The sequence below is a fragment of the Cribrihabitans neustonicus genome (assembly GCF_048820895.1).
Lineage (GTDB): Bacteria > Pseudomonadota > Alphaproteobacteria > Rhodobacterales > Rhodobacteraceae > Cribrihabitans_A > Cribrihabitans_A neustonicus.
In genome coordinates this window covers 26,578-50,405 of sequence record NZ_JBMERQ010000002.1, presented here as the reverse complement: position 1 = coordinate 50,405, position 23,828 = coordinate 26,578, and the positions used below count along the sequence as shown (strand labels likewise).

The following is a 23,828-nucleotide window of genomic DNA, read 5'->3' as shown; positions in this document are numbered from 1 at the left end:
GACCGGACACAGACAGCCCGGGGCGCGTGCATTCCGCGCGCCCCGGGTTCTTCAATTTCTGCCGGACCGCCGCTGGAGCCTTTGATGACGCACCGTGTCACAATCATTACGGTGACCTATAATTCCGCCGCCGTGGTGCAGGGCCTGTTGCGCTCGATCCCCTCCGGCGTGCCCTGCATCCTTGTCGATAACGCTTCGGCAGATGTGGAGGCGGTTCGGGTGCTGGCGCGCGAACATGGTGCCGGCTTCATCGCAAATGCGGAAAACGCCGGGTTCGGGCGGGCCTGCAACCAAGGCGCCGCACAGGCGGACACCGAGTTTTTGTTCTTCGTGAACCCAGATGCGGAGCTGTTCGAAGATACCCTCGATGAGCTGCTCTCCGCTGCCGGCGCACATCCGGAAGCATCGGCCTTCAACACCCGGGTTCTCAAGGGTGACGGCTCGCTGTTTTTCAAGCGCCGCAGCAAGCTAATTCCCAGAAGCCTGTGGCTCGCCCGCGATGCCGCGCAGCGGGATGGCGAAGTGCCGGTGCTGTCGGGCGGCGCTCTGATGGTGCGGCGGGACGCCTTCGAGCGGGTTGGCGGTTTCGACCCCAACATTTTCCTGTTTCACGAGGACGACGATCTCAGCCTGCGCCTGAAGCGGGACTGCGGCCCGCTGCGCTATGTGCACGGCGCGCGGGTGCGCCACCTGCTCGGGCATGCGACCGAGCGGTCGGCCCGGACCGCCGCGCTCAAGGCCTGGTACATGGGCCAGTCGCGGGTCTACGCCGCCCGCAAGCATGGCCAGCGGCTGGGCTACCTCCGCGCGCTGGCCGAAGCCGTGGTGCAACTGATCTCGCCGCTTAGCCTTCTGTCCGCGCGCAAGCGGGCAAAGGCCTGGTACTACCTGCGTGCAGTGTTCAGCAGCCCAGGGCGGCAGACCGCTGACCGCCCGCCGCCCTGGCAGTGATACCTGCCTGCGGTTTTGGGCTGGCTTCGCATTCTGTAGACAAGGTTTACCCATGAAAATGCTTCCTCTCTGGAAAATTGCCCGGGAACTCAGACGCGTGCTGGAGCAACTTCCCCGGTTGCCGGGTCAGATCAGCTCGTACTTTCTTGGAGCAAGATACTATGACAGGTTTCACGCGCCCCAGGTGAAGGTCATCGAGGGAAATCTGCCCGGTGGCTCCCGGGTCGCGATTTACCTGGTCTTTCCGCGGGACGGGCTGTTGCCAAGCCACAAACACGCCCTCGAATACCTCAGGGAAAATGGGTATGCGCCGCTGGTGGTGTCAAATCTTCCTGTGTCGGGCGCGGATGCCGAATATCTCAAGGAGAATGCTTGGCGTGTCATCGAACGGCCCAATGTCGGGTATGATTTTGGAGGGTACCGGGATGGTGTCCTCTCATTGGCTGAGAAGTTGAGCGGGCTGGAGCGTCTGGTCCTGCTGAACGACTCCAGCTGGTTTCCTTTGCCGGGATCCAGGAACTGGTTGAAGGAAGCAGAAGGTCTGGGAGTAGACTATGCCGCGGCGGCCACCAGTTTGGGTATCGTGCGGGTTAAACCTTCGCAGTACCAGTCAATTCAATGGACTTTTGATCCCACTCAGAGAAACTTTCACTACGGCTCCTATGCCGTCTCCCTAGGGCCCGCCCTGCTGCGCGACAAACGCTTCCAGCGCTACTGGACCAATTACCCCCTGACGAAAGAAAAGAATAAGGTCGTCCGCCGCGGGGAAATCGGACTCACCCGCTTTGTCGTGAAAAACGGGTTCTCGCATGCCGCGACCTACGACATCCTGAGGCTGCCTGACGACTTGCGCAGCTTATCGGATGAAGAGGTGAACTGGCACGCACGGAACTTGACCCTGCTGGATGACCGCGCGTGCAGGGAGACTGCTTCCAAGGCGATCGAAGAATTGGATGCCGAACGCTCTCAGGAAGACCGGGAGCACCTGATCAAGCTGATCATGGCCGTGGTTGCCCGGATCGGCGTGTCCTACACCTTGCCGCATTATCTCTACGAAAAGCACGGTTTCACTTTTCTCAAGAAGTCTCTCGCCTCGATCAGCAAGCAGGATTCCGACATTACGTATGAGCTCGCAAAGCGCTTGGGCGGCGAAGGCGCGTTCATCCGCGAGGAAATAGAGGAAATCCGCAGGCGCTGCGGATACAGCTAGCCTCTAGCCGGTAAGCCCCGGATCCTCAGATCCCAGACTACCTACGACAGTCTGGAAGGCTGGCTGCTCCAAGGTTTGGAGCAGCCCATAATCCGTTTATTCCGGCGCCTTGGTCTTGCGCAGGTAGGGGAAGATGGTCTCGAACTCGCCGAACTTCGCTTTGGCCTCGTCGTTCGACACGCTCGGCGGGATGATCACGTCCTCGCCCGGGCGCCAGTCGGCTGGGGTGGCCACGCCCTTTGCAGACATCTGCAGCCCGTCCAGCGCCCGCAGCACTTCGGCAAAGTTGCGCCCCACCGTCATCGGGTAGGTCATGTTGAGCTTCAGCTGCTTGTCCGGTCCGATGATGAACACCGAGCGCACGGTGGCGCTGTCGGCGGGCGTGCGCCCGTCCGGCAGGTAGGCTTCCGCGGGCAGCATGTCGAAGGCCTTGGAGACCGCGAGCCCGTCATCGGCGATGATCGGGAAGCCGGGCTCTGCCTTGCCGTAGGATTCGATGTCCTTCTTCCACTTGCGGTGGTCCTCGGCGCTGTCCACCGAGACGCCGATCACCTTAGTGTTGCGCTTGTCCCATTCATCCTTCAGCTGCGCCACCGCCGAAAACTCGGTCGTGCAGACCGGGGTGAAATCCTTGGGGTGGGAAAACAGAATCGCCCAGCTGTCGCCAATCCAGTCGTGGAAGCTGATGGTGCCCTGATCGGTTTCCGCAGTGAAATCGGGAACCACGTCGTTGATCCGCAAACCCATGGCTGTGTCCTCCTTGTCAGATTGCGTAGAGCCGCCTTGGCCGCTGCTCAGGTGCTCGGGCGCTACGTTACAACTCCGGCGCCGGGATGCCACGTAAAATTGCGCCCGGCCCCCTGCCTGCGGCACCCGTTCGCCGGTTTCTGAAATTTGATCAAATTCTAGCACGCTACCTCTTGCTCGTCATCCGGGCCGGTGACACAGTACCCGCGAAACCGGCCTGGAGGCCGGCGAGCACATCTCAATCGGGAGAACCGGCATGATCGAGAAACGCGACTTTTACATCAACGGCCAGTGGGTCTCTCCGGCCGAAGCCCGCGACCACCAGGTCATCAACCCCTCTACCGAGGAGCCCTGTGCGGTGATCTCGCTGGGCGGCGAAGCAGACACCAACGCCGCGGTCGCCGCCGCCAAGGCGGCGCTGCCGGGCTGGATGGCGACACCGCCTGCCGAACGCATTGCCCTGGTCGAGAAGCTGATTGCCATCTACGAGCGCCGCTCCGAGGATCTGGCCCAGGCGATGTCGATGGAAATGGGCGCGCCGATCGACATGGCACGCACCTCCCAGGCGGGCGCGGGCAGCTGGCACCTGCAGAACTTCATCAAGGCCGCCAAGGACTTCCAGTTCGAGGCGCCGCTCGGCGATCACGCCCCGAACGACCGCATCATCCACGAGGCGGTGGGCGTTGCGGCGCTGATCACGCCGTGGAACTGGCCGATGAACCAGATCACCCTGAAGGTCGGCGCCGCCGCGGTGGCGGGCTGCACCATGGTGCTGAAACCGTCCGAGGAAAGCCCGCTCAACGCGATGATCTTTGCCGAGATGATGGACGAGGCGGGCTTCCCCAAGGGCGTCTTCAACCTGGTGAACGGCGACGGCCCCGGCGTCGGCACGCAGCTGTCCGGGCACCCGGATGTCGACATGGTCTCGTTCACCGGCTCCACCCGGGCGGGCACCGCGATTTCGCGCAACGCGGCGGAGACGCTGAAGAAAGTGCACCTGGAGCTGGGCGGCAAGGGCGCCAACGTGATCTTCGAGGATGCCGACGAAAAGGCCGTGAAGCGCGGCGTGCTGCACATGATGCAGAACACCGGCCAGAGCTGCAACGCGCCGAGCCGGATGCTGGTGCAGAAGTCCATCTATGACCGTGTGGTGAATGAAGCTGCGGAGATTGCCGCCAAGGTCGAGGTCGGCCCCGCCGACAAGCCTGGCCGCCACATCGGCCCGGTGGTGAATGAGCTGCAGTGGAACAAGATCCAGGACCTGATCCAGAAAGGCATCGACGAGGGCGCCCGTCTGGTCGCGGGCGGCACCGGGCGGCCCGACGGTCTCAACAAGGGGTTCTTCGTCAAGCCCACGGTGTTTGCCGATGTGAACAACCAGATGACCATCGCGCGCGAGGAGATTTTCGGCCCGGTGATGGCGATTCTGCCGTTCGAGAGCGAAGAAGAAGCCATCGAGATCGCCAACGACACACCCTACGGCCTCACCAACTACGTGCAGACTCAGGACGGCGCCCGTGCCAACCGCATGGCCCGCGCGCTGCGCTCGGGCATGGTGGAGATGAACGGCAAATCGCGTTCGGCAGGCTCGCCCTTCGGCGGCATGAAGCAGTCCGGCAACGGCCGCGAAGGCGGCAAGTGGGGCATCGAGGACTTCCTCGAAGTGAAGGCCGTCGGCGGCTGGGCAGCGGAGTAGGGCTCTGCTTCCGGCGCCGCTGGTGCCCCCGCTTTGAACAGATGGAAAGCCGCCTTCGGGGCGGCTTTTCCTTTTTCGCGTCACGATGTGAAAGGGGGTGGCGGAGGTCTTTGCCGGGGGCGCCGGTTCTGCAGCAGCAGGTGGCGGCCTCAGAACCCGGGCTTGGCGCGGAACTTGAGCGTGCCGCCGCCGCCGGGGTGCTGAATGCGCAGCTCTTCGGAGTGCAGCATCAGCCGGGGATGCGCCCGCGCGGCACCTTCCGCATAAAGCGCATCGCCCAGGATAGGATGGCCAAGAGCCAGCATGTGCACCCGCAGCTGGTGCGAGCGGCCTGTCTTCGGCATCAGCCGCACCCGCGTGGCGTCTTCCTCGTATTTCAGCACCCGCCAGTCCGTGACCGCAGGCTTGCCGGTTTCGTGGCATACCATCTGCCGGGGCCGGTTGGGCCAATCGACGATCAGCGGCAGATCCACCGTGCCGCTGCGCGGCTCCAGCCGCCCGGCCACCCGCGCCACATAGGTCTTTTTGGTGCTGCGCTTCTCGAACTGCATCGACAGGGACCGCTGCGCGTGCGGGGTAAGCGCGAAGACCATGACGCCCGAAGTGTCCCGGTCAAGCCGGTGCACCAGCAGCGCCTCGGGGAAGGCAGCCTGCACGCGGGTCAGCAGGCAATCGGCCAGATGCTCGCCGCGCCCAGGCACCGACAGCAGCCCCGCGGGCTTGTTCACCGCCAGGATCTCTGCATCGTGATGCAGGATCTCCAGGGGCTCCTGCGGGGGATCGTAATCGCTTGATACCGTCATGGCCGCCTAGCTAGCGGCTGCGCCCCGCGGGGGCAAGTTCGCGCCGCCCGCGCCGGGCTTCCCGGCCTCCCGCCCGATTTGCTAAATTGACAGCATGCCGGCGATCCGGTAACCGGCCCGCCTCACGGGATAGATGGGAACAAGGCATGGCACGCAAACGCAAGGGGCGCGATATTTCCGGCTGGCTGGTCGTGGACAAGCCCGCGGGGATGACTTCTACCGCCGTGGTGAACAAGGTGCGCTGGGCGCTGGAGGCGAAAAAGGCAGGCCATGCCGGCACGCTCGACCCGGAGGCAACCGGTGTGCTGGCGGTGGCCCTGGGCGAGGCGACCAAGACGGTTCCCTATATCACCGACGCACTCAAGGCCTATACCTTCACCGTGCGGCTGGGCCAGTCCACCAACACCGACGACGCCGAGGGCGAGGTGATCGCCGAAAGCGAATCCCGCCCCACCGATGCGCAGATCAAGGAAGCGCTGCTGCCCTTCCTGGGCGAGATTATGCAGGTGCCGCCCAAGTTCTCGGCTGTGAAGATCGACGGGCAGCGTGCCTACAAGCTCGCCCGCGATGGCGAAGACGTGGAGATCGCTGCGCGCCCGCTTTGGGTCGAGGAGCTGATCCTGCTGGACCGCCCCGACGAAGACCACGTGGTGCTGGAAATGACCTGCGGCAAGGGCGGATACGTGCGCTCGATCGCCCGCGATCTGGGCGAAGCGCTGGGCTGCCACGGCCACGTGAAGGAGCTGCGCCGGATCTGGTCCGGGCCTTTCGATGCTGAAGATGGGATCTCTCTTGCGGAGATCGAGAGGCTGGCCCGCACCCCCGAGCTCGACAGCCGCCTGCGGCCGCTGGAGGAAGGGCTGGCCGATCTGCCGGAGGTCAAATGCACGCCCGAAGGCGCGGCCAAGCTGCGCAATGGCAATCCGGGCATGGTGCTGCCGGGCGGCAGCGTCGAATACGGCGACGAAGCCTGGGCGTCGCTCGACGGCCGCGCGGTGGCGGTGGGCGTCTGGAAAGCCGGAACGCTGCACCCGGCCCGGGTCTTCAATCAGGATTAATCCCTCCCGGGGCTTGGGTTCCGGAACGGCAGAGGTGTTTTGGTCAGCATCTCTGCCGCAATGTTTCGCCCGCGAAACATTGCGGCAGGATCTTTGACCTTTTGCCCGGGGCCGTCCTGCGGCGTGGCCCGGGCAAGGGTGTGTTAATCAATGTTCCGCTTTTGTTTTGCCTGGCCGCCTGCGTTATGCGACGCTGGGGCGTTTTTTAGTGTCTTCTTTGGCGACGGAGAAGGAAAATGTTCTGGTTGGTGAGTATGCTGGGGCTGGCCGCCCTCAGCAGTATTATTCTTGTCGGTGACGAGGCGGCTGACAACGACGGCAACAGAGACCTGGACGGGGCGGAGCCCGGGACCGGTCTTGAAGACCTGCTCGCCGAAGACGGCGATGCGGATACGGAAGCTGTGCCGGAAGTGCAGGGCGGCGACGGGCCTGACGTCATGGTCGGCACCCGCCGCGCCGATGTGATGAGCGGCGGCAGCGGCGCGGATGAAATCAACGGCTATGACGGCGCCGATTGGCTTGGCGGCGGCGAAGGAGCGGACACGCTTTATGGCGCTGCCGGTGATGACACCCTGGCCGGAGGTGCGGGGGCGGATCTGCTTCATGGCGGGGATGGGATCGACCTGTTGCGGGGCGGCGAGGCTGGCGACAGGCTCTATGGCCACTTCGGCGGCGACCTGCTCTCCGGCGGCGCCGGGGCGGACCTGCTGCACGGCGGCCAGGGCGCGGATGTGCTGGAGGGCGGTGCCGGGGCGGATTCCCTTCATGGCAACGATGGCGATGACACCTTGCGCGGCGGCGCGGGCGAGGATGCGCTGTTTGGCGGCTATGGCGACGATCTGGTTTCGGGCGCTGGCGACGCGGGCGCGCGGGACTACGTGAACGGTGGCGGCGGCGCGGACACGCTGCTCGCAGGCGAGGGCGATGTTCTGACCGGCGGCGCGGGCGCGGACCTCTTCGTGGGCGGGGCTTGGACCGGCAGCGAAGAAGCCGTGCAGCTGATCGACTATGACGCCGCGGAGGATCAGCTGGTGCTGGTGTGGGACGCGGAAGACAGCGATCCGGAGGTCGAGGTGCAGGACGATCCGGAGGCCCCGGACAACCGGCTGATCCTGGTCAATGGCGCCGTGGCGCTGCGGATCTCGGGCGAACCGTCCCTTTCGGCCGCTGATGTGGCGGTGATGGACAGCGAGTCAGCGGCGCAATCGGGGCTGCTGCCGGCGGCATCATAGGGATTCGGGCAGGCGGCGGGTGCAGACGGTCCGAGGCAGCCCGGTCCAACCGGTGCCGCCAGCGGCGGTTAACTGCTTCCCGGCAGCCAATTGGCGGAACTCCTGTTGCGCGGAAGCGCATAGCAGGAAGTCTTTGCCTTTCCCGCGGAATCATCCTATACGCCCGCATCTGCTGCCTTCGCGGCAGGTTTCTCCAAGGGCCTGTGCTGGACGACATCCCGGCCTGCGCCATCCACTTCAGCATCGAAGGAGACCCCGATGTCGATCACCGCAGAAGAAAAGAACCGCCTGATCAAGGAATTCGCGACCAAGGACGGCGACACCGGCTCGCCGGAAGTCCAGGTGGCCATCCTGACCTCGCGCATCACCACCCTGACCGAGCACTTCAAGACCCACAAGAAGGACAACCACGGCCGCCGTGGCCTTCTGAAGATGGTCGCTCAGCGCCGCAAGCTGCTGGACTACACCAAAGCCAAGGATGAGGCCCGTTACCAGGACCTGATCAAGCGCCTGGGCATCCGCCGCTAAGCTGCGCCGTCACAGGTATTCCGAAACGTCCGTTCCGATTGGAGCGGGCGTTTTTTTGTGCGCCTTGCAATGGCCGCGCGGCGCTTGCCCGGGGCGGGCCGGGCAAGGCTCTTGCAAAAGCCTTGGCGCGAGGCCGCGGTGCCGCGCCGAGGCGCGGAGGCCCGGCAGGCTGCGGCGGCTCAGAACGCGCCCATCGCCAGCCCGGCGCCCATCGCCTGGCCCAGTTCGCGGCAGGCCTTCAGCTCTGTCTCAGGAATGGTCTTGGGGGCGAGAATCGCCTCGGGCGTTTGCGCATGGGTGCAGATGATCAGCGGCGGCTGCACCTCCTTGAGCCGCCAGCCCTGCGCGATCCGCGCGGTCTGGCGTGCGGCATTGGCGCCATCGGAGCCCGCGCAGACCATCTGCGCATAGGCGCGGCCCTCGATCCGGCCCAGCACAGGGTAGTAGCTGCGGTCGTAGAAATCCTTCATCACGCCCGCGATGGCGGCGAGGTTTTCCGGCGCGCAGAAGATGTAGCCGCTGGCGCGCATGAGGTCCTCGGGGCCTGCTTCGGCCGCGGTTTTAAGGGTGACCGTGATCTCGTCGCGCGCGGCATCGGCGGCGGCTTCGGCCATCTGGCGGCTGCCGCCGGTGAGGGAATGATAGACAATCAGAAGCTCCGCCATCCGCGCCTGCCTTATATTACTCGTGCTTGGTTAGCATCTTTGCAGGTGCTGCGGGAGTAAAGCCGCGTATGGCCGCCGCGCGCGGGGGCGATCCGAACAGGCTTGATTGGCATTTTATCCCAGCCAAGTCCGTACGCCCTATCGACGGAGCGCCAAGCCTCGGCCAAATCGCCACCGCGTGGGGGCGCGGCGGCGATGCGCGGCGGCCTCTCGGCCTTGTTCCGCGCAAGCAGCCTGTCGGGACGGAACCAGACCCAAAAAGAAAAAGCCGCCCCCTTCGGGACGGCTTTGCCGGTCATTTGGCCAGGCCTATTCGCCGTAGGGCACCCAGATGTTTTTCACCTCGGTGGCCTCCTGCAGAAAGCGCTTGGTATGGTCCTGCATCCAGTCCGGCGCGGTGCCGTTGTTGACCCAGGTCCGCTTCAGGTTGCCGGCCGAGGCCTTTTCGATCTCCGCCGACAGATCTGTGGAGGAGAAGCTCCAGACCGCGTCCACGTTCAGGTGCGACGCCAGCGGGCCTGCAAGCTCGGCGTGGCTGCCGGTGAGGATGTTGACCACGCCCGCGGGCACGTCCGAGGTCTCCAGCACCTGGTAGAAGTCGGTAGCCGCCAGCGGGAACGGCTCGGAGGCGGCCAGCACCACCCGGTTGCCCATCGCGATCGCGGGCGCCAGCACCGAGACCAAGCCCAGCAGCGGCGCCTCGTCCGGGCAGAGCGCGCCGATCACGCCGACCGGCTCCTTCATTGCCAGCGCCACGGCGCGGATCGGCACGCCATGGGCCTGGCCGTCGTATTTATCGGCCCAGGCGGCGGCGGTGAACAGGCGCTGAATCGCGGTCTCGACCTCTTTGGCGCCGGTCTTCTTGCCGGTCATCGCATCCACACGGGTGGCGAACTCGTCGGCGCGGGCCGAGAGGTTCTCGCCGATGTAATAGAGGATCTGCGCGCGCAGGTGGCCGGAGGTCTTGGACCAGGCCTTCGCGCCTGCCGCGGCCTCGACCGCGTTGCGCACGTCCTTGCGGTTGGCAATGCCGACATGGCCGAGCAGCGCGCCGCCCTTGCCGAGAATGGCCTGGCTGTAGCCGCCATCGGGGCGCGCCTGCTTGCCGCCGATGTACATCTTTGCGGTGCGGTCAAGCGTGCCTTCCGGCGCGGCGCCATCGCCGCTTGCCGGTTCGATCCGGGCCAGCGGTTTCGCTTTGGCCCTGGGGCGGGTGTAGGCGGAAAGCCCTTCCCAGCCGCCTTCGCGCCCGAAGCCGCTTTCGCGCACGCCGCCGAAGCCGGCCGCGGCGTCGAACATGTTGGTGCCGTTGATCCAGACCACGCCGGCCGCCAGCTTGGGGGCGATGTCGAGCGCGAGGTTCACGTTCTCGCTCCAGACCGTCGCCGCCAGCCCGTAGCGGGTGTTGTTGGCGAGTTCCACCGCCTCGCCCGGGGTGCGGAAGGTGGTGGAGACCAGGACCGGGCCGAAGATCTCCTCCTGCATCAGCGGATCGGAGGGCGCGAGCCCCTCGATCAGGGTCGGCGGGTAGAAGCAGCCGCCCTCGGGCATCTTCACCTTGGCCTGGTGCATCGTGCCTGCGCGGTTGGACGCGACGAGGCTCTGGATGGTGTCGAGCTGGACCGGGTCGACGATGGCGCCGATGTCGATGCATTTGTCGAGCGGGTTGCCGACACGCAGATTGTCCATGCGGGCGCGCAGCTTGGCGTGGAAGCGTTCGGCGACGCTTTCCTGCACCAGCAGGCGCGAGCCCGCGCAGCAGACCTGGCCCTGGTTGAACCAGATCGCATCGACCAGCCCTTCGACCGCGCTGTCGAGGTCGGCGTCGTCAAAGACGATGTAGGGCGACTTGCCGCCCAGCTCCAGCGTCAGCGCCTTGCCGGAGCCCGCGGTGGCCTCGCGGATGCGGCGGCCGACGGCGGTGGAGCCGGTGAAGGCGACCTTGTCCACCTCGGCCGCCACGATCATCTCGCCCACGGCGCCGTCGCCGGTGACGATGTTGACGACGCCCTTGGGCAGCCCCGCCTGGCGGCAGATGTCGGCAAACAGAAGCGCGGTGAGCGAGGTGTATTCCGCCGGTTTCAGCACCACGGTGTTGCCCATCGCGATCGCGGGCGCGATCTTCCACGCGAGCATCAGCAGCGGGAAGTTCCACGGGATGATCTGGCCGCAGACACCCAGCGCCTCGGCGTCGGGCAGCTCGGCTTCCATCAGCTGGGCCATGCCGGCGTGGTAGTAGAAATGCCGCTGGGCAAGCGGGATGTCGATGTCGCGGCTCTCGCGGATCGGCTTGCCGTTGTCGAGCGTTTCCAGCACCGCAAACAGGCGGGCGTGTTTCTGCAGGAGCCGGGCAATCGCGTAGAGGTAGGGGGCGCGGCCGGGCCCGCCGAGCGCTTCCCACTTGCCTTGCGCCTTGCGCGCGGCCTCGACGGCGCTGTCGACATCGGACTGGCTGGCCTGGGTCAGGGTCGCCAGCACCTCGCCATTGGCCGGGTTGCGGCTTTCGAAGCCGTCGCCGGGGGCGGTGAATTCGCCGTTGATGAAATGGCCGAACCGGCTGCCCTGATCGACCAGCCAGGCCAGCGCCTCGGCGGCGCTTTCGGGTGCGGGTCCGTAGTCCATGGTTTCGAAAATCTCTCTGACGGTCATTGTAGAACCTCTCGTTCTGTCGCCGTTTTCCACCGGAAAACGGGCCGGAATCCGCGCCGGATTCCGGGGCGGCGCCGAACCGGCGTTATGCCATCGCGTGGCGGTGGGCGGCGGAATAGGCGCCGGTAAGGTGATGCTCGAGCTGGCGCTCGATATCGCCGAGGAGCGACGACGCGCCAAAACGGAACAGGTCGGGCTGCAGCCAGCGGTCACCAAGCTCGTCCTTGATCAGGCTGAGGTAGACCAGGGCGTCCTTGGCCTTGGAAATGCCGCCCGCGGGCTTGTAGCCGACGCGGTAGCCGGTACGCTCGTAATAGTCGCGGATGGCGCGGATCATCACCAGCGATACCGGCAGGGTGGCGTTCACGCTTTCCTTGCCGGTGGAGGTCTTGATGAAATCGGCGCCCGCCATCATGCAGACCAGCGAGGCGCGCGCGACGTTGCGCAGGGAGCCCAGCTCGCCGGTGGCGAGGATCGCCTTCACATGGGCGCTGCCGCAGGCCTCGCGGAAGGCCTTCATCTCGTCGTAAAGCGCCTGCCAGTTGCCCGACAGCACGTGGCGGCGGGAGATCACGATGTCGATCTCCTCGGCCCCAGCCTTCACGCTTTCGCCGATCTCGGCGACGCGCAGGTGGAAGGGCGAGAGGCCTGCCGGGAAACCGGTGGAGACCGCGGCCACCGGGATGCCGGTGCCCTTGAGTGCGGCCACCGCGGTTTCGATCATGTCGTGGTAGACGCAGACCGCGCCGGTGGTGAGGCCTTCCATGCCGAGCTCTGCCAGCAGTTTCGCATCGACCGGCTGGCGCGCCTTGGCACACAGCCTGCGCACCCGGGCCTCGGTGTCGTCGCCCGACAGCGTGGTGAGGTCGATCAGGCTGATCGCCTTCAAGAGCCAGGCGGCCTGGTAGTCCTTTTTCACGCTGCGGCGGCCGGGCAGGGTGGCGCAGCGGCGTTCGATGGCGGAAGTGTTGGCCTGCACGGCAGCGACCCAGTCCAGGTCCAGCTCCATGCCAGGGTTGCGCGGCTCGACCGGATGCGGCGGCAGCGCGCTATGTTCAGCGATATGGCGTTCCATTGGGGGGGTCCTCAGCAGAGTTCTGCGCGAAATTCGCACGGGTGCGGCATATTGGCAAGCGAGGCGGCCGTGCGGCGGCGGTGTTTTTTGACCGAATGGACAAATTTCCCCGAAGTCACCTGCGCTTGAGCACCGGCCAAAGTTCGCGCGGATGCGGCAGGACAGGCGGCGCCGGCAACCGCGGCGCGATCCTGCGGCGGCGCAGCGTTCACGCTGGCAGAATCCGCCTTCTCTGCTAGATTCGGGGGCATGAGCAGTGCAGATCCCGATATTCGCGAAACCCCGCCCGCGGGCGGCCGTCCCGTCATCCGGCAGCTCGATGACAGCGCCATCAACCGCATTGCCGCGGGCGAGGTGGTGGAACGGCCGGCCTCGGCGGTGAAGGAGCTGGTGGAAAACGCCATCGATGCGGGCGCCACCCGGATCACGGTGGAAATCGCCGACGGCGGCAAGACGCTGATCCGGGTGACCGACGATGGCTGCGGCATGACGCCGGAGGACCTGCCGCTGGCGCTCAGCCGCCATGCCACCTCGAAGATCGACGGCTCGGACCTTCTGAACATCCACACCTTCGGCTTCCGCGGCGAGGCGCTGCCCTCGCTCGGCGCCGTCGGCCGGCTGACCATCACCAGCCGCGCCAAGGGGCATGAGGCGGCGCAGGTGCGGGTTTCGGGCGGAAAGATCGAGCCGGTGAAGCCCGCGGGCCTGCGCGCGGGCACCATCGTCGAGCTGCGCGATTTGTTCTTTGCCACGCCCGCGCGGCTCAAGTTCATGCGCTCGGACCGGGCCGAAGCCCAGGCGATCTCCGACACGGTGAAGCGGCTGGCGATGGCGGAGCCTTCGGTGGGCTTCACCCTGCGCGATGTCTCGGGCGGGGGCGAGGGGCGGGTGACCTTCCGCGCCGATCCGCTCTCGGGCGATCTGTTTGACGCGCTGCACGGGCGGCTGGCGGCGGTGCTGGGGCGGGAGTTTGCCGAGAACGCGCTGAAGATCGACGCAAGCCGCGACGGCATCCGGCTTTACGGCTACGCGGCGCTGCCGACCTATTCGCGCGGCGCGGCGGTGGCGCAGTTCCTGTTTGTGAATACGCGGCCGGTGAAGGACAAGATGCTGACCGGGGCCTTGCGCGCCGCCTATTTCGATTTCCTCAGCCGAGACCGGCACCCGGCGGCGGCGCTGTTTGTCGATTGCGACCCGCAGCTGGTCGACGTGAACGTGCATCCGGCCAAGTCGGAGGTGCGCTTCCGCGATCCGGGCGTCGCACGCGGGCTGATCGTTTCGGCCCTGCGCCACGGGCTGGCGGAGGCCGGGCACCGCGCGTCCTCCACCGTAGCGGGGGCCACCCTGGGGGCGATGCGGCCGGAGCAGACGGAGGGCCAGTCTGGTGCGCAGACGGCGCCGCGGATCTACCAGATGGACCGGCCCTCGATGGGGGCGCGCACGGCGGCTTATGCGGCGCAGCGCCCGGGCTATGCGGAGGGGTATGCGGCGCCCGCGCAAGGCTCCTCCTTCGGCTATGAGCCTGCGGCGGCGGGGTTTGCCGAGCTGGCCACTGCCTACAGCGGCCGCACCGTGGAAGCGCCGGAGGCCCCGGGGCCAGCGCCGGATGCGCCCGAGGCCGCCGCGCCCGGGGCCGAGCAATTGCCGCTGGGTGCGGCGCGCGGCCAGGTGCATGAAAACTACATCATCGCCCAGACCCGCGACGGCATGGTGATTGTCGACCAGCACGCCGCCCACGAGCGGCTGGTCTATGAGAAGCTGAAGCGGCAGATGGCGGAAAACGGCGTCGCGGCGCAGGCGCTTCTGATCCCGGAAATCGTCGAGCTGAGCGAGGGCGACTGCGCGCGGCTGCTCGAGGTCGCCGAGGATCTCGCCCGCTTCGGGCTGGGCATCGAGGCTTTTGGCGGCAACGCGGTGGCGGTGCGGGAGACCCCGGCGCTCTTGGGCGAGGTCAACGCCGAAGCGATGGTCCGGGACATTCTGGATGAGCTGGACGATCAGGGCGAAAGCCAGCTGGTGCAGGCGCGCCTGGAGGCGATTCTGAGCCGGGTGGCCTGCCATGGCTCGATCCGCTCGGGGCGGCGGATGCGCGGCGAGGAGATGAATGCGCTGCTGCGCGAGATGGAGGCCACGCCGCATTCCGGCCAGTGCAACCATGGCCGCCCGACCTATGTGGAACTCAAACTGGCCGACATCGAGCGGCTGTTCGGACGGAGCTGATGGAAGGCATGGACGTGGCGGTGGCCACCATGGATGCGCTGGGGCTGATGCTGCTGGCGGCGGGACTGCTGACAATTGCGCTGCTTGCGCTTGCCCTGCGCCGGGCGGGCAGCGCGCGGCGGGCGCTTGAGGCGGCCAATGCCGATCTGCGCAGCCACAACGCGGCGCTGCAGGCCGAGGCCGCGCGGCTGCCCGAGCTCGCCGACGAACTGGCCACCCTGCGCCGCACCAGCGACAACGAGCGCACCGCGCGCTACCACGCCGAGGCCCAGGTGCAGGCACTGAAGGCCGAGCACGCCGCGCGGCTGGAGGAGCTGCGGCAAGTGAACGCGCAGATGGAGCACAAGTTTGCCGCGCTTGCCTCGGGCGTGCTGAAGCAGAACTCGGAAAGCTTCCTCAACCTCGTGAGCGAGCGGTTCCAGGCCCACAGCAAGAGCGCCGATGCCGATCTGGCCAAGCGCCAGGCGGCGATCGAGGGGCTGGTGAAGCCGCTCGATCAGAAGCTGGGCCAGTTCGGCGAGCGCATCAAGGAGATCGAGCAGGCCCGCAACGAGGCCTATGGCGCGATCCGGGCGCAGGTGAAGCACCTGGCCGAGGGGCAGGCCATGCTCGGCGGCGAGACCCGCAAGCTGGTGCAGGCCTTGCGCGCGCCCAAGACCCGCGGCCGCTGGGGCGAGATGCAGCTGAGGCAGGTGTTCGAGATGGCCGGCATGGCCGAACACGTGGACTACGAGCTGGAGAAGAGCGTCGGCACGGACGACGGCCTGCGCCGCCCCGATGCGGTGGTGCGCATCCCCGGCGGCAAAAGCATCGTGGTCGACGCCAAGACGCCGCTGGAAGCCTATCTCGACGCGCTGGAGGCGGAGACGCCGGAGCAGCAGCAGGCGGCGCTGACCCGTCACGCGGGGCATGTGCGCAGCCATGTGAAGCAGCTGTCGTCGAAGTCCTATCAGAGCGCGCTGGCGGAGACGCCGGATTTTGTGGTGATGTTCATCCCCGGCGAGACCTTCGTCTCGGCGGCGGTCGAGGCGGACCCGGGGCTGATCGAATATGCCTTTGAGAACAAGGTGCTGATCGCGACGCCGACAACGCTGATGGCGCTGGTGAAGTCGATCGCCTACGGCTGGCAGCAGGAGAAGATGGCCGAGAACGCGGTCGCCGTGCAGAAGACCGCAAAGGAGCTCTACGACCGGCTCAGCACCTTCTCCAGGAACCTCGCGGCAGTGGGCAAGTCGCTCTCTTCTTCGGTCAGCCATTACAACAAGGCGGTAGGCTCGCTGGAGGCGCGGGTGCTGCCTTCGGCCCGCAAGTTCGAGACGATGGGCGTGGTCGCCAATGGCGCTGCGCTGGAGGACCCTGGCCAAGTGGAAACCGAACCGCGCCAGATGGCGCTCCTGGCGCCGGAGGAGTAGCGCGTGCGCGCGCCCCGGCTTGCCCCGCGGCGCCCGGTGCCGCCGGCGCTGCTGCGGCAGGCGGAACTGGAAGCTGAGCGGATCGTGGCGCTCCTGCGGGTAGCGGTGGCGCTGGGGCTTCTGGTGAGCCTGATGCTGGCGCTGGACCAGGTGCCTGCCTATGAGGAGGCCTATGTGAAGCGGCAGGTCGGGCTCGCCTCCGTGACGATGCTCTCTTACCTCGGCCTGGGCGTGGCCACCTACGGGGCGGTGGTGCGGGGGCTGTTCCGGCCCTGGATGATTTGGCTTGCCGCCACCGCCGACTGCGCCTTCATGCTGATCAACAGCTACCTGTCTCTGGTCAATGGCGGCGTGCCGGGGGCGATGGTCTTTGCCATGCCCTCGGTCTGGATGGTGCCGGTGGTGCTGGCCTTCGGGGTGCTGCGCTTTAACCCGGCGCTGCTCGCCTACATGGCGGGGCTGATGGCGGCCGGGCTGGTGTGGCTGGCGTTGTGGCGGCCCGAGCAGGAGCTGCCGGATGCCGCGCTGCGGCTGCAGATGACGCTCACCACGCCGCCGAACATGATCCGGGTGGTAATGGTGATGCTGGCCGGGCTGGTGCTGGTGGTGGCGGCGGACCGGATGCGGATGCTCCTGCACCGCTCGCTCGAGGAGGCGCGGCAGAAGGCCAACCTCACCCGCTACCTGCCGCGGCAGCTCGCCGACCGGCTGGCGGGCGGCGGCCTGGAGGCGCTGCGCGAGGGGCGGCAGCAGCAGATGGCGGTGCTGTTCATCGATCTGCGCGGCTTCACCCGCTGGTGCGAGGGCCGCGCGCCCCAGGAGGTGAGCGCGCTGATCACCGGCTTCCGGACCCGGGTGCAGCGGGTGGCGGACCGCACCGGCGGGCTGATCGACAAGTATATCGGCGATGCCGCGATGATCCTGTTCGAGGGCGAAGGCGCCGCGGCGCGGGCGCTCGACTGCGCCGAAGGGCTGCTGCAGGAAATTGCGGACTGGCGCCGCGAGCGCGGGGACGCGGCGCTGGCCGCGGGCGTGGGCGTGCATTGGGGCGAGGTCTATGCCGGGGTGGCGGGCACGCCGGAGCGGCTGGAATACTCGGTCTTCGGCGACACGGTGAACATCGCCGCCCGGCTGGAGGAACTCTGCAAGGAGCGCGGCATGGCGGCGGTGGCTTCGGCTGCGCTGATTGAGGCCGCCGGAGCCTGCGGGGCGGAGGCCGGGGCGCCCGCGCGCACGGGCTGGACCAAGCTGCCGCCGGAGCCCTTGCGCGGGCGGCGCGAAGGGCTTGCGCTCTTCGGGAGGGCGGCGGAGGAAAAGGGCGCTGATTTGCCCCGGATCAAAGACTTAGGTGATTGCCCCACTGTTTGATATGCTGGAGCCGCGTAAAGAAGGAGTGGTGCGATGCTGGAGATCTCGGTCCGCAAAGTGGCGCAGGTGGCGATGATGGCGCGCGAGCTGCGCCGCGCCGAGGGCGAGCTGCGCGCCTTCATCGACCGGATGGGAGAGGACCAGCAGGCGGAGCTGGTCGCCATCATGTGGATCGGCCGCGGCAGCTTCGAGCCGGAGGAGCTGGCCGAAGCGGTGGAGACCGCCAAGCAGGAGGCCACAACCCCGACCGCCGACTACCTGATCGGCACCCCGCATCTGGCCGACAACCTGGAAGCCGGGCTGGAGGCGCTGGGCGTCGATGTGCAGGACGTCGAGGACGACGTGATCGGCCGCTGAGCCTTGCGTTGGTGTTGAGCGCTTACGGCCGGGCGGCGGCCTCTCGGCCTTGTTCCGCGCTTGGGGGACGAGCCGCACCGGACGAAGATCAGCGTGGGGAGGTGGCGGGGCGCCATAGCCGACGCGGTTTCCTTTCAATACTCCAGGCCGTGGATTGCCGCCGCGCAGGGGCGTGACCTTCGACGGGCAATTGCCTTGTTCCGCGCCTCGGGAAACATCCGGCTCAAGAGGAATGAATCGGGAGCGGAAGTAACTGGGCGTCAAACCCGGCGTGGTTTCACACAAATGCTCCAAGCCGTGGATTGCCGGCGCGCGCGGGGGGCGATCCGAACGGTTCTGGCTGGCAGTTTATCCCCGCCAAGTCCGTAGACCCTCTCGAAGGACCGCCCAGCCTCAGCCAAATCGCCGCCGCGTGGGGGCGCGCCGGCGATGCGCGGCGGCCTGCGGCCTTGTCCCGCGCCTTGGGACAATCGGAAACGGGCAAGAAAGTTGGGTGCGGAAGGCGGTGCGGCAGGAACCGCGGGCCCATAGAAGGGGGCTAGGGATCCGTCTCTCCAGCGCGCGTGTCATTACTTCCGTTGTGCCTGGAACGGTAAAGGGCGCCGCGGTGGCGGCGCCCCTGAAGGCTGGGGAAGCGGGGCGCTGCTGCGGCCTCAACCCGTGTGATCCACCACCGCGAGATGCTGGGCCAGCTTGCCGATCTTGGCCATCCAGTCCGAAACCAGCGCCGGATCGCTGGGCGCGGCGTGGACGCCGTGCGCGATCTTGCCGTTCATCGCCGCCTCGATCGCGAAAGACACCGGGAAGGAGACCAGCCGTGCCATTGCCGATCCGCGGTCGTCGCCCCAGGCGTCCATCACGTAGGACTTGTGCCAGACCGCTTTGCCGTCCTTCTCCGCCTTCAGGCCGACGCAGAGCACCACCCGGTCCGGCTCGCCTTCGTCATAGGCGTTTTCCGCCCAGAACTGGTCCGACATCTCCTTGAGCCGTGCGTCGCCCGCCGGGCCTGCCAGGGTCTCGACCTCCTTGAACACATCCGCCCAGGCCTCGGACCAGCCGTTGAGGCGCAGGGTGCCGCGGACGAATTCCTTCACCTTCCAGTCCTTGCCGAAGTGGTACTGCGCCATGAACGGCAGCGAGTCGCGGTTCGGGTAGACCTCAAAGCTTTCGGGCTGGGGCAGCGGCGCCTCGTAGCTGGAGACCGCATCCCACGGCCGGTCGACGTCCAGCGGCTGGAAATTGCGGATCGAACGGGACGGCGAGCGCAGCGCCTTCAGCACGCCAAGCGGCGACCAGCTGAACTTGTAGCGGAAGGGGTTCGGGGTCTTCGGGATGCCGCCGCAGTAGGAGATGAAGCTGATCTCGTTTTCGGCGTCGAAGGCTTCGGAGGCCTTGTATGCATCCACCAGCGCATGCGCCATCAGGTGGTCGATGCCGGGGTCGAGGCCGACCTCGTTGATGAGGCAGACGCCCGCATCCTTCGCCTTCTGGTCCAGCGCGCGCATCTCCGGCGCGATGTAGGAGGAAGAGACGAAATGCGCGCCGCGCTCGATCGCCAGCTCCGCCAGCGGCACGTGCCAGTCTCCGGGAAGCATCGAGACGATCACATCCTTGGGGCTCAGCATCTGGCCGAGGTTGGCGATGCTGAAGGTATGGATGTTGGTCGTGAGATCGCCCACCGCCTCGCGTGCCTTTTCCGGCGTGCGGTTCCAGACCGCGACATCGTGGCCCGCCTCCAGCAGGCGCCGCAGGCCGGGGATGGCGGAGAGGCCGGTGCCGCACCAGTGAATTGTCATGAGTGGTCTCCCTTATCCGAATTTCAGTTTGGCCGCGACAATCGCCAGAACGGCGGTCACGGCGCAGGCGTTTGCCAGAATCAGCGGCCAGTCGCCGACCATCAGCCCGTAGGCAAGCCACAGGGTAACCGCAGCGAGGAACATGAGGTTCGAGGGGAGCGACAGGCCGGCGGTGTCACGGCTTGCCCAAGCCTTCCAGGCCTGGGGGATCCAGCAGATGGTGCCGAGGATGGCGGCCAGATAGCCGACATAGGGCGCCATCATTCGGGCAGATGCTCGCGGAAGGCGGCCTTGGCCCGCCCCCAGACGCCGCTGTCCAGATCGGTGAGCGTGAGCAGCGAGGGCAGCAGCTGGGCGGCATAGTCCTCGGAGCTTTCCACCGGCAGCATCGACGGCAGGTTGTCGATCGCCATCACGTCGAGCACCGGGTCTTCGGCCACGCGCAGGGCGGGATGCTCCCAGCTGGTGGCGCGGTCATAGACCGGCACCGGATTGTAATCGCTGTCGGGATCGCAGGCGACATCGCCGATCACGCTGAGCGCGCGGGGCATGGCGAGCGTTTCACGGGGAACAAAGACCGGCGTGCCGGGGCGCGCGAAGATGCAGTTGAGAAAGATCCCGTGCTCCAGGATCTCCGGAAAGGGGCCGCCGTGGGCGGTCTCTGCCTTGTCCCACCGGGTGGTCTTGACGCCCATCGCCTCGCAAAGGTCTGCCGCACCGGTGCCGACCCGGCCAAGCGCGCCGATCACGATGGCGGAGGGGCGGGCCTTGTCAAGCGCATCCAGCTCGGCGCTCAGCTCGGTCAGGAGCGCGTCCTTGCCGGGGTAGATGCCGACGGGGCCGCAGATTTCCCCGCGCTGCTGGGCCGCCCAGCACTTGAGCGAGACGGCAGCCCCGGCATAGCCCGCCCAGTAGCCGAAGGCAGCGACCCGGCGGCCGTCCTCATCGACGAGATACTCGAGATCATAAAGCGTGCCGCCGCCCGCCCTGAAACGCTCGAGCAGCGCCCTGCCGGAGCGCTGGCCCTTGAAGGCATGGCCGAACATGATGTGGCGGTGGGTAAGCGGCGTGCCGTCCTCGGGCAGCTCTTTCAGGCCGAAGATGATGGCATCCGCGGGCGCTTGCGGCCAGCTGTTCGCCGGCGCGATCTCGCAGCCTGCATCGATGTAGCCCTGAAGCGGGATCGCCCGAACCGGGCTTTCCTCCACCGTGACCTGGATGCCGCCTGCCAGCAGCGCCTTTGCGCCAGCCGGCGTCAGGCCCGCACGTTCTTCATTGGGGCGCTGTTCGGCCCGTACCCAAAGATGCGTCATCGACTTCCACTTCCCTCAAATCATTTCCCTGGCCCGCAGACGCTGCACCGAGGCGCGGCCTTGCATCGCCGTCATAAATTCCGCGATGCGGGGATAATCTTCAAGTTTTACCCCGTCGCCGTCCAGCCAGGTGCAGGCCACATAGAGATAGCAGTCCGCAAGGCTGAGGGTTTCGCCCAGCACGAACGGCCCGCGCAGCCCATATTGGCTGATGTAATCGCAGGAGGCCGCCATGGTCTGCGGCACCATCTTCTGCATGTCCTTCCAGCTCGCGCGCTCCTTTGCCCAGCGGGCGCCGCGCAGGCGGTGGGCGTGGTTCACGTGCATGGTGGAGGCGATATAGTACATCACCTCCCGCATCCGCGCCGCCAGCAGCGGGTCGGCGGGGCGCAGCCCGGCGTCCGGCGCGAGGTCGGCGATATAGTCCAGAAGCGCGCCGGTTTCAGTCAGGATGCCGCCGTCGACCGCCAGCGCGGGCACCCGGCCCTTGGGGTTGATCTGGGCATAGGCGGGGCTGGCCTGTTCCTTGGCGGCGAAGTCGATCTTCACCGCCTCGTACTCCAGCCCGGCTTCCTCCAGCGCGAGCGCTACGGCGACGGAGATGGTGCCGGGGGCGTAGTAGAGCTGCATGTGGTGTCCTCCCTGCGGGTGTGGCGTCAGAGGTGGGTCTGGGCGAAGTGGCGGTCCGGGGCTTCCAGGTGCGGCACCGCGTTGAACAGCACCGGGCTCATCTGCCCTCCGATCGGGAACAGCCGGTGCATCGAGGTGTTGAGCACCGCCAGCGCCAGCCGCGCCATGCCGCCGGTGTCCAGCCCCATCGCCTGCCGCATCGCCATCGCAATCAGCCCGCCCGAAGTGACGACCAGCGCCGGGCCGTCTCCTTCGGCGATCTCGGCCAGCGCGGATTGGGTGCGGGTCTCGAAGGCGTCCCAGGTCTCGTAGGGGTCGCGGATGCGGCCTTCGGACCAGGCCGCGAAGACCTGCGGCAGATGCGAGACGAAGCCTTCGCGCTCTTCCGGGATCGCCAGGCCGTGCTGGTCCTGCATCGCCTGGGCGAGGGTGAAATACTCCATCTCGTTCAGCCGGGCATCCTGTACTGCGTCCGCATAGCCCATCGAGGCCGCGGTCTCCACGTGGCGGGTGAGGGTGCCGCAGTAGACCCGGGTATAGGTGCTGCCGCTGCCGCGCAGATGATCGCCGAGCCAGGCCGCCTGCTGGTGGCCGAGGTCGCTGAGCCGGTCGTAGCTTGCCTCGTCGCGCGCCTGGGTGTTGGCCTGGCCGTGGCGGATCAGCGTGATGTGGGTCATGCGGGCAGCGTCCTTTCTGTTCCGGCGCCAAGTCTTAGGGGAGGTTCCGGGCCGAGGAAAGGGAGCATTGCCTGCAGAGCGTGCCGCAGGCGCAGACAGGGCTGGGAATCCGCTTGAAGCTGCGCGCGCGCCCGGCGCAGAGTGGCGCGGCCAGAACGGAGGTTTCGCCATGTCTCTCACCCCTTTCCTTAATCCCAAACGGTTCTTGAAGGATCTGCACCAGCTGCGCAGCTTTGGCGCTGCGGGCGTGGGCAAGGGGGTGGTGCGGCAGGCCTACTCGGAGGCCGACATCGCAGCGCGCGAGTGGCTCGCCGGGCGGATGCAGGAGGCCGGGCTGGAGGTGCATCTCGACCCGCTGGGCAATCTTTTCGGGCTGGGCGGGGAACGCTCGCTGCTCCTTGGCTCGCACAGCGACAGCCAGCCGGAGGGCGGCTGGCTCGACGGCGCGCTGGGGGTGATTGCCGGGCTGGAGGTCGCGCGGGCGGCGAAGGAGGCGGGCGGGCCGCCGGTCTCCTGCGTGAGCTTCCAGGACGAGGAGGGGCGCTTTGGCGTGCTGACCGGATCGGAGGTCTGGACCGGCAAGCTGCCGATGGCGGAGGCGGACGGGTTTGCCGACAGCGGGGGCCTTACCTTGGCCGATGCGCGGGGCGCGATGCCGGGGCGGGCGCAGGATTTCCTGCCTCCGGAACGCTTCAGCGGGTTTCTGGAGATGCATATCGAGCAGGGCCCTGCGCTCGATGAAAGCGGCGACCGGATCGGCGTGGTCACCGATATCGTCGGTATCCGCGACATGCGGATCAGCTTCGAGGGCCGCCAGAATCACGCGGGCACCACGCCGATGCATCTGCGCCGCGATGCGTTCCAGGCGCTCTCGGCCTTCAACGCGGCGCTGAACCAGCGCTTTGCGGAGCTGGTGACGCCATCGACGGTCTGGACCATCGGCCACGTGGCGCTGCACCCGAACGCGGCCTCGGTGGTGCCGGGGCGGGTGGCGTTCTCGATGCAATGGCGTGATGGCGATGCCGCGCGGCTTGCACGGATGGAGGCGGCGATCGCGGAGACGGCGCAGGAGATCGCGGCGCAATATGGCGTCACCGCGGAGCTGGGGCCGGTTTTGGGGATCGAACCGGCGGCGATGGATGCGCGTTATCAGGCGGAACTGAGTGCCGCGGCAGAGGCGCGGGCGCCGGGGAAGTGGCGCAGGATGCCCTCGGGTGCACTGCATGATGCGGCGAACCTGGCGCGGGTGATGCCGGCGGGAATGCTGTTCGTGCCCTCGATCGGCGGTATCAGCCACGCCTTTGACGAGGATACGGATGAGGACGATCTGGTGCTGGGACTGGAGGTGCTGGACCGGGCGGCGCGGGCGCTGGCCGGGTAAGCCGCTGAATGCCTTCGGGGGCGGGGGGGGGGCTCCCGCCCGTGCCGGGACATTCGAAGA

At 67.1% G+C, this 23,828-nt stretch carries 21 protein-coding genes; 11 read left to right on the top strand and 10 right to left on the bottom strand.

All coding sequences use genetic code 11. From position 1 onward, the window contains the following. Positions 1-84 precede the first annotated feature (84 nt). Together ACOHWE_RS05385 and ACOHWE_RS05380 are read left to right on the top strand one after the other, a co-directional pair. A complete protein-coding gene (locus ACOHWE_RS05385; protein ID WP_420664754.1) occupies positions 85-951 on the top strand; it encodes a glycosyltransferase family 2 protein in 867 nt (288 codons plus the stop codon). Between the two features lie 52 nt (positions 952-1,003). Next, on the top strand, positions 1,004-2,161 hold the full coding sequence (locus tag ACOHWE_RS05380; RefSeq protein ID WP_420664753.1) for a rhamnan synthesis F family protein: 1,158 nt from the start codon (positions 1,004-1,006) through the stop codon (positions 2,159-2,161). Positions 2,162-2,257: 96 nt separating this feature from the next. Here the strand turns inward: ACOHWE_RS05380 and ACOHWE_RS05375 are convergent, their stop codons facing one another. Continuing rightward, a complete protein-coding gene (locus ACOHWE_RS05375; protein ID WP_420664752.1) occupies positions 2,258-2,908 on the bottom strand; it encodes a peroxiredoxin in 651 nt (216 codons plus the stop codon). 256 nt (positions 2,909-3,164) lie between these two features. Between ACOHWE_RS05375 and ACOHWE_RS05370 the strand changes: the two genes are divergently transcribed. Beyond that, positions 3,165-4,604 (top strand): aldehyde dehydrogenase family protein, encoded by a 1,440-nt coding sequence (locus ACOHWE_RS05370; protein WP_420664751.1) that lies wholly within the window; start codon positions 3,165-3,167, stop codon positions 4,602-4,604. A 149-nt stretch (positions 4,605-4,753) separates the two neighbouring features. Here ACOHWE_RS05370 and ACOHWE_RS05365 read toward each other — a convergent pair whose 3' ends face one another. After that, positions 4,754-5,407 carry an RluA family pseudouridine synthase gene (locus tag ACOHWE_RS05365; protein WP_420664750.1) on the bottom strand — a complete coding sequence of 218 codons (654 nt, stop codon included), beginning with the start codon at positions 5,405-5,407 and terminating at the stop codon, positions 4,754-4,756. Positions 5,408-5,553: 146 nt separating this feature from the next. On the opposite strand from ACOHWE_RS05365, the gene truB reads away from it, so the two are divergent. From truB to rpsO, 3 genes are all read left to right on the top strand, one after another. Further along, complete coding sequence (gene truB, locus ACOHWE_RS05360) at positions 5,554-6,465, top strand: tRNA pseudouridine(55) synthase TruB (RefSeq protein ID WP_420664749.1); 912 nt, start codon at positions 5,554-5,556, stop codon at positions 6,463-6,465. Between the two features lie 236 nt (positions 6,466-6,701). Continuing rightward, positions 6,702-7,697, top strand: coding sequence for a calcium-binding protein (locus tag ACOHWE_RS05355; protein WP_420664748.1), 996 nt, complete (start codon positions 6,702-6,704; stop codon positions 7,695-7,697). A gap of 258 nt (positions 7,698-7,955) precedes the next feature. Next, a complete protein-coding gene (gene rpsO / locus ACOHWE_RS05350; RefSeq protein ID WP_114510826.1) occupies positions 7,956-8,225 on the top strand; it encodes a 30S ribosomal protein S15 in 270 nt (89 codons plus the stop codon). A 179-nt stretch (positions 8,226-8,404) separates the two neighbouring features. Here the strand turns inward: rpsO and ACOHWE_RS05345 are convergent, their stop codons facing one another. From ACOHWE_RS05345 to deoC, 3 genes are all read right to left on the bottom strand, one after another. Further along, the gene (locus tag ACOHWE_RS05345) at positions 8,405-8,890 is read right to left on the bottom strand and encodes a flavodoxin family protein (RefSeq protein ID WP_420664746.1); all 486 of its coding nucleotides are present in this window, start codon (positions 8,888-8,890) and stop codon (positions 8,405-8,407) included. Between the two features lie 309 nt (positions 8,891-9,199). Next, positions 9,200-11,539, bottom strand: a complete 2,340-nt coding sequence (locus ACOHWE_RS05340) for an aldehyde dehydrogenase family protein (RefSeq protein WP_420664745.1) — start codon at positions 11,537-11,539, stop codon at positions 9,200-9,202. 85 nt (positions 11,540-11,624) lie between these two features. Next, on the bottom strand, positions 11,625-12,614 hold the full coding sequence (deoC, locus tag ACOHWE_RS05335) for a deoxyribose-phosphate aldolase (protein WP_420664744.1): 990 nt from the start codon (positions 12,612-12,614) through the stop codon (positions 11,625-11,627). Between the two features lie 249 nt (positions 12,615-12,863). Between deoC and mutL the strand changes: the two genes are divergently transcribed. The 4 genes from mutL to ACOHWE_RS05315 are packed head-to-tail and all read left to right on the top strand — an operon-like array spanning position 12,864 to position 17,971. Further along, a complete protein-coding gene (gene mutL, locus ACOHWE_RS05330) occupies positions 12,864-14,834 on the top strand; it encodes a DNA mismatch repair endonuclease MutL (protein WP_420664742.1) in 1,971 nt (656 codons plus the stop codon). Continuing rightward, positions 14,834-16,246: a DNA recombination protein RmuC gene (locus tag ACOHWE_RS05325; protein ID WP_420664740.1), complete on the top strand. Its 1,413-nt coding sequence runs from the start codon at positions 14,834-14,836 to the stop codon at positions 16,244-16,246. The genes mutL and ACOHWE_RS05325 overlap by 1 nt, the downstream gene beginning before the upstream one ends. Positions 16,247-16,249: 3 nt before the next feature. Further along, positions 16,250-17,614, top strand: a complete 1,365-nt coding sequence (locus ACOHWE_RS05320) for an adenylate/guanylate cyclase domain-containing protein (RefSeq protein ID WP_420664738.1) — start codon at positions 16,250-16,252, stop codon at positions 17,612-17,614. Between the two features lie 33 nt (positions 17,615-17,647). Continuing rightward, positions 17,648-17,971, top strand: coding sequence for a DUF3775 domain-containing protein (locus ACOHWE_RS05315; protein WP_420664736.1), 324 nt, complete (start codon positions 17,648-17,650; stop codon positions 17,969-17,971). Between the two features lie 653 nt (positions 17,972-18,624). On the opposite strand, the gene ACOHWE_RS05310 is transcribed toward ACOHWE_RS05315, so the two are convergent. The 5 genes from ACOHWE_RS05310 to ACOHWE_RS05290 are packed head-to-tail and all read right to left on the bottom strand — an operon-like array spanning position 18,625 to position 22,387. Then, a complete protein-coding gene (locus tag ACOHWE_RS05310; protein ID WP_420664734.1) occupies positions 18,625-19,767 on the bottom strand; it encodes a saccharopine dehydrogenase family protein in 1,143 nt (380 codons plus the stop codon). A 12-nt stretch (positions 19,768-19,779) separates the two neighbouring features. Next, a complete protein-coding gene (locus ACOHWE_RS05305; protein WP_420664732.1) occupies positions 19,780-20,028 on the bottom strand; it encodes a SemiSWEET family sugar transporter in 249 nt (82 codons plus the stop codon). Then, positions 20,028-21,080: a saccharopine dehydrogenase gene (locus ACOHWE_RS05300; RefSeq protein ID WP_420664730.1), complete on the bottom strand. Its 1,053-nt coding sequence runs from the start codon at positions 21,078-21,080 to the stop codon at positions 20,028-20,030. Before ACOHWE_RS05300 ends, ACOHWE_RS05305 begins: the two co-directional genes overlap by 1 nt. Positions 21,081-21,095: 15 nt before the next feature. Then, positions 21,096-21,710 (bottom strand): glutathione S-transferase family protein, encoded by a 615-nt coding sequence (locus tag ACOHWE_RS05295; RefSeq protein WP_420664728.1) that lies wholly within the window; start codon positions 21,708-21,710, stop codon positions 21,096-21,098. A gap of 26 nt (positions 21,711-21,736) precedes the next feature. Next, entirely contained in the window at positions 21,737-22,387 is a 651-nt protein-coding gene (locus ACOHWE_RS05290) for a histidine phosphatase family protein (protein ID WP_420664726.1), read from the bottom strand. Positions 22,388-22,556: 169 nt separating this feature from the next. Between ACOHWE_RS05290 and ACOHWE_RS05285 the strand changes: the two genes are divergently transcribed. Beyond that, the gene (locus tag ACOHWE_RS05285; RefSeq protein ID WP_420664724.1) at positions 22,557-23,768 is read left to right on the top strand and encodes a Zn-dependent hydrolase; all 1,212 of its coding nucleotides are present in this window, start codon (positions 22,557-22,559) and stop codon (positions 23,766-23,768) included. Positions 23,769-23,828 lie beyond the last annotated feature (60 nt).

Excerpts from the sequence above, each read along its gene's own strand:
- ACOHWE_RS05385 (WP_420664754.1), top strand. The coding sequence starts at position 85 with ATGACGCACCGTGTCACAATCATTACGGTGACCTATAATTCCGCCGCC.
- ACOHWE_RS05380 (WP_420664753.1), top strand. The coding sequence starts at position 1,004 with ATGAAAATGCTTCCTCTCTGGAAAATTGCCCGGGAACTCAGACGCGTG.
- ACOHWE_RS05375 (WP_420664752.1), bottom strand. The coding sequence starts at position 2,908 with ATGGGTTTGCGGATCAACGACGTGGTTCCCGATTTCACTGCGGAAACC.
- ACOHWE_RS05370 (WP_420664751.1), top strand. The coding sequence starts at position 3,165 with ATGATCGAGAAACGCGACTTTTACATCAACGGCCAGTGGGTCTCTCCG.
- ACOHWE_RS05365 (WP_420664750.1), bottom strand. The coding sequence starts at position 5,407 with ATGACGGTATCAAGCGATTACGATCCCCCGCAGGAGCCCCTGGAGATC.
- truB (WP_420664749.1), top strand. The coding sequence starts at position 5,554 with ATGGCACGCAAACGCAAGGGGCGCGATATTTCCGGCTGGCTGGTCGTG.
- ACOHWE_RS05355 (WP_420664748.1), top strand. The coding sequence starts at position 6,702 with ATGTTCTGGTTGGTGAGTATGCTGGGGCTGGCCGCCCTCAGCAGTATT.
- rpsO (WP_114510826.1), top strand. The coding sequence starts at position 7,956 with ATGTCGATCACCGCAGAAGAAAAGAACCGCCTGATCAAGGAATTCGCG.
- ACOHWE_RS05345 (WP_420664746.1), bottom strand. The coding sequence starts at position 8,890 with ATGGCGGAGCTTCTGATTGTCTATCATTCCCTCACCGGCGGCAGCCGC.
- ACOHWE_RS05340 (WP_420664745.1), bottom strand. The coding sequence starts at position 11,539 with ATGACCGTCAGAGAGATTTTCGAAACCATGGACTACGGACCCGCACCC.
- deoC (WP_420664744.1), bottom strand. The coding sequence starts at position 12,614 with ATGGAACGCCATATCGCTGAACATAGCGCGCTGCCGCCGCATCCGGTC.
- mutL (WP_420664742.1), top strand. The coding sequence starts at position 12,864 with ATGAGCAGTGCAGATCCCGATATTCGCGAAACCCCGCCCGCGGGCGGC.
- ACOHWE_RS05325 (WP_420664740.1), top strand. The coding sequence starts at position 14,834 with ATGGAAGGCATGGACGTGGCGGTGGCCACCATGGATGCGCTGGGGCTG.
- ACOHWE_RS05315 (WP_420664736.1), top strand. The coding sequence starts at position 17,648 with ATGCTGGAGATCTCGGTCCGCAAAGTGGCGCAGGTGGCGATGATGGCG.
- ACOHWE_RS05310 (WP_420664734.1), bottom strand. The coding sequence starts at position 19,767 with ATGACAATTCACTGGTGCGGCACCGGCCTCTCCGCCATCCCCGGCCTG.
- ACOHWE_RS05305 (WP_420664732.1), bottom strand. The coding sequence starts at position 20,028 with ATGGCGCCCTATGTCGGCTATCTGGCCGCCATCCTCGGCACCATCTGC.
- ACOHWE_RS05300 (WP_420664730.1), bottom strand. The coding sequence starts at position 21,080 with ATGACGCATCTTTGGGTACGGGCCGAACAGCGCCCCAATGAAGAACGT.
- ACOHWE_RS05295 (WP_420664728.1), bottom strand. The coding sequence starts at position 21,710 with ATGCAGCTCTACTACGCCCCCGGCACCATCTCCGTCGCCGTAGCGCTC.
- ACOHWE_RS05290 (WP_420664726.1), bottom strand. The coding sequence starts at position 22,387 with ATGACCCACATCACGCTGATCCGCCACGGCCAGGCCAACACCCAGGCG.
- ACOHWE_RS05285 (WP_420664724.1), top strand. The coding sequence starts at position 22,557 with ATGTCTCTCACCCCTTTCCTTAATCCCAAACGGTTCTTGAAGGATCTG.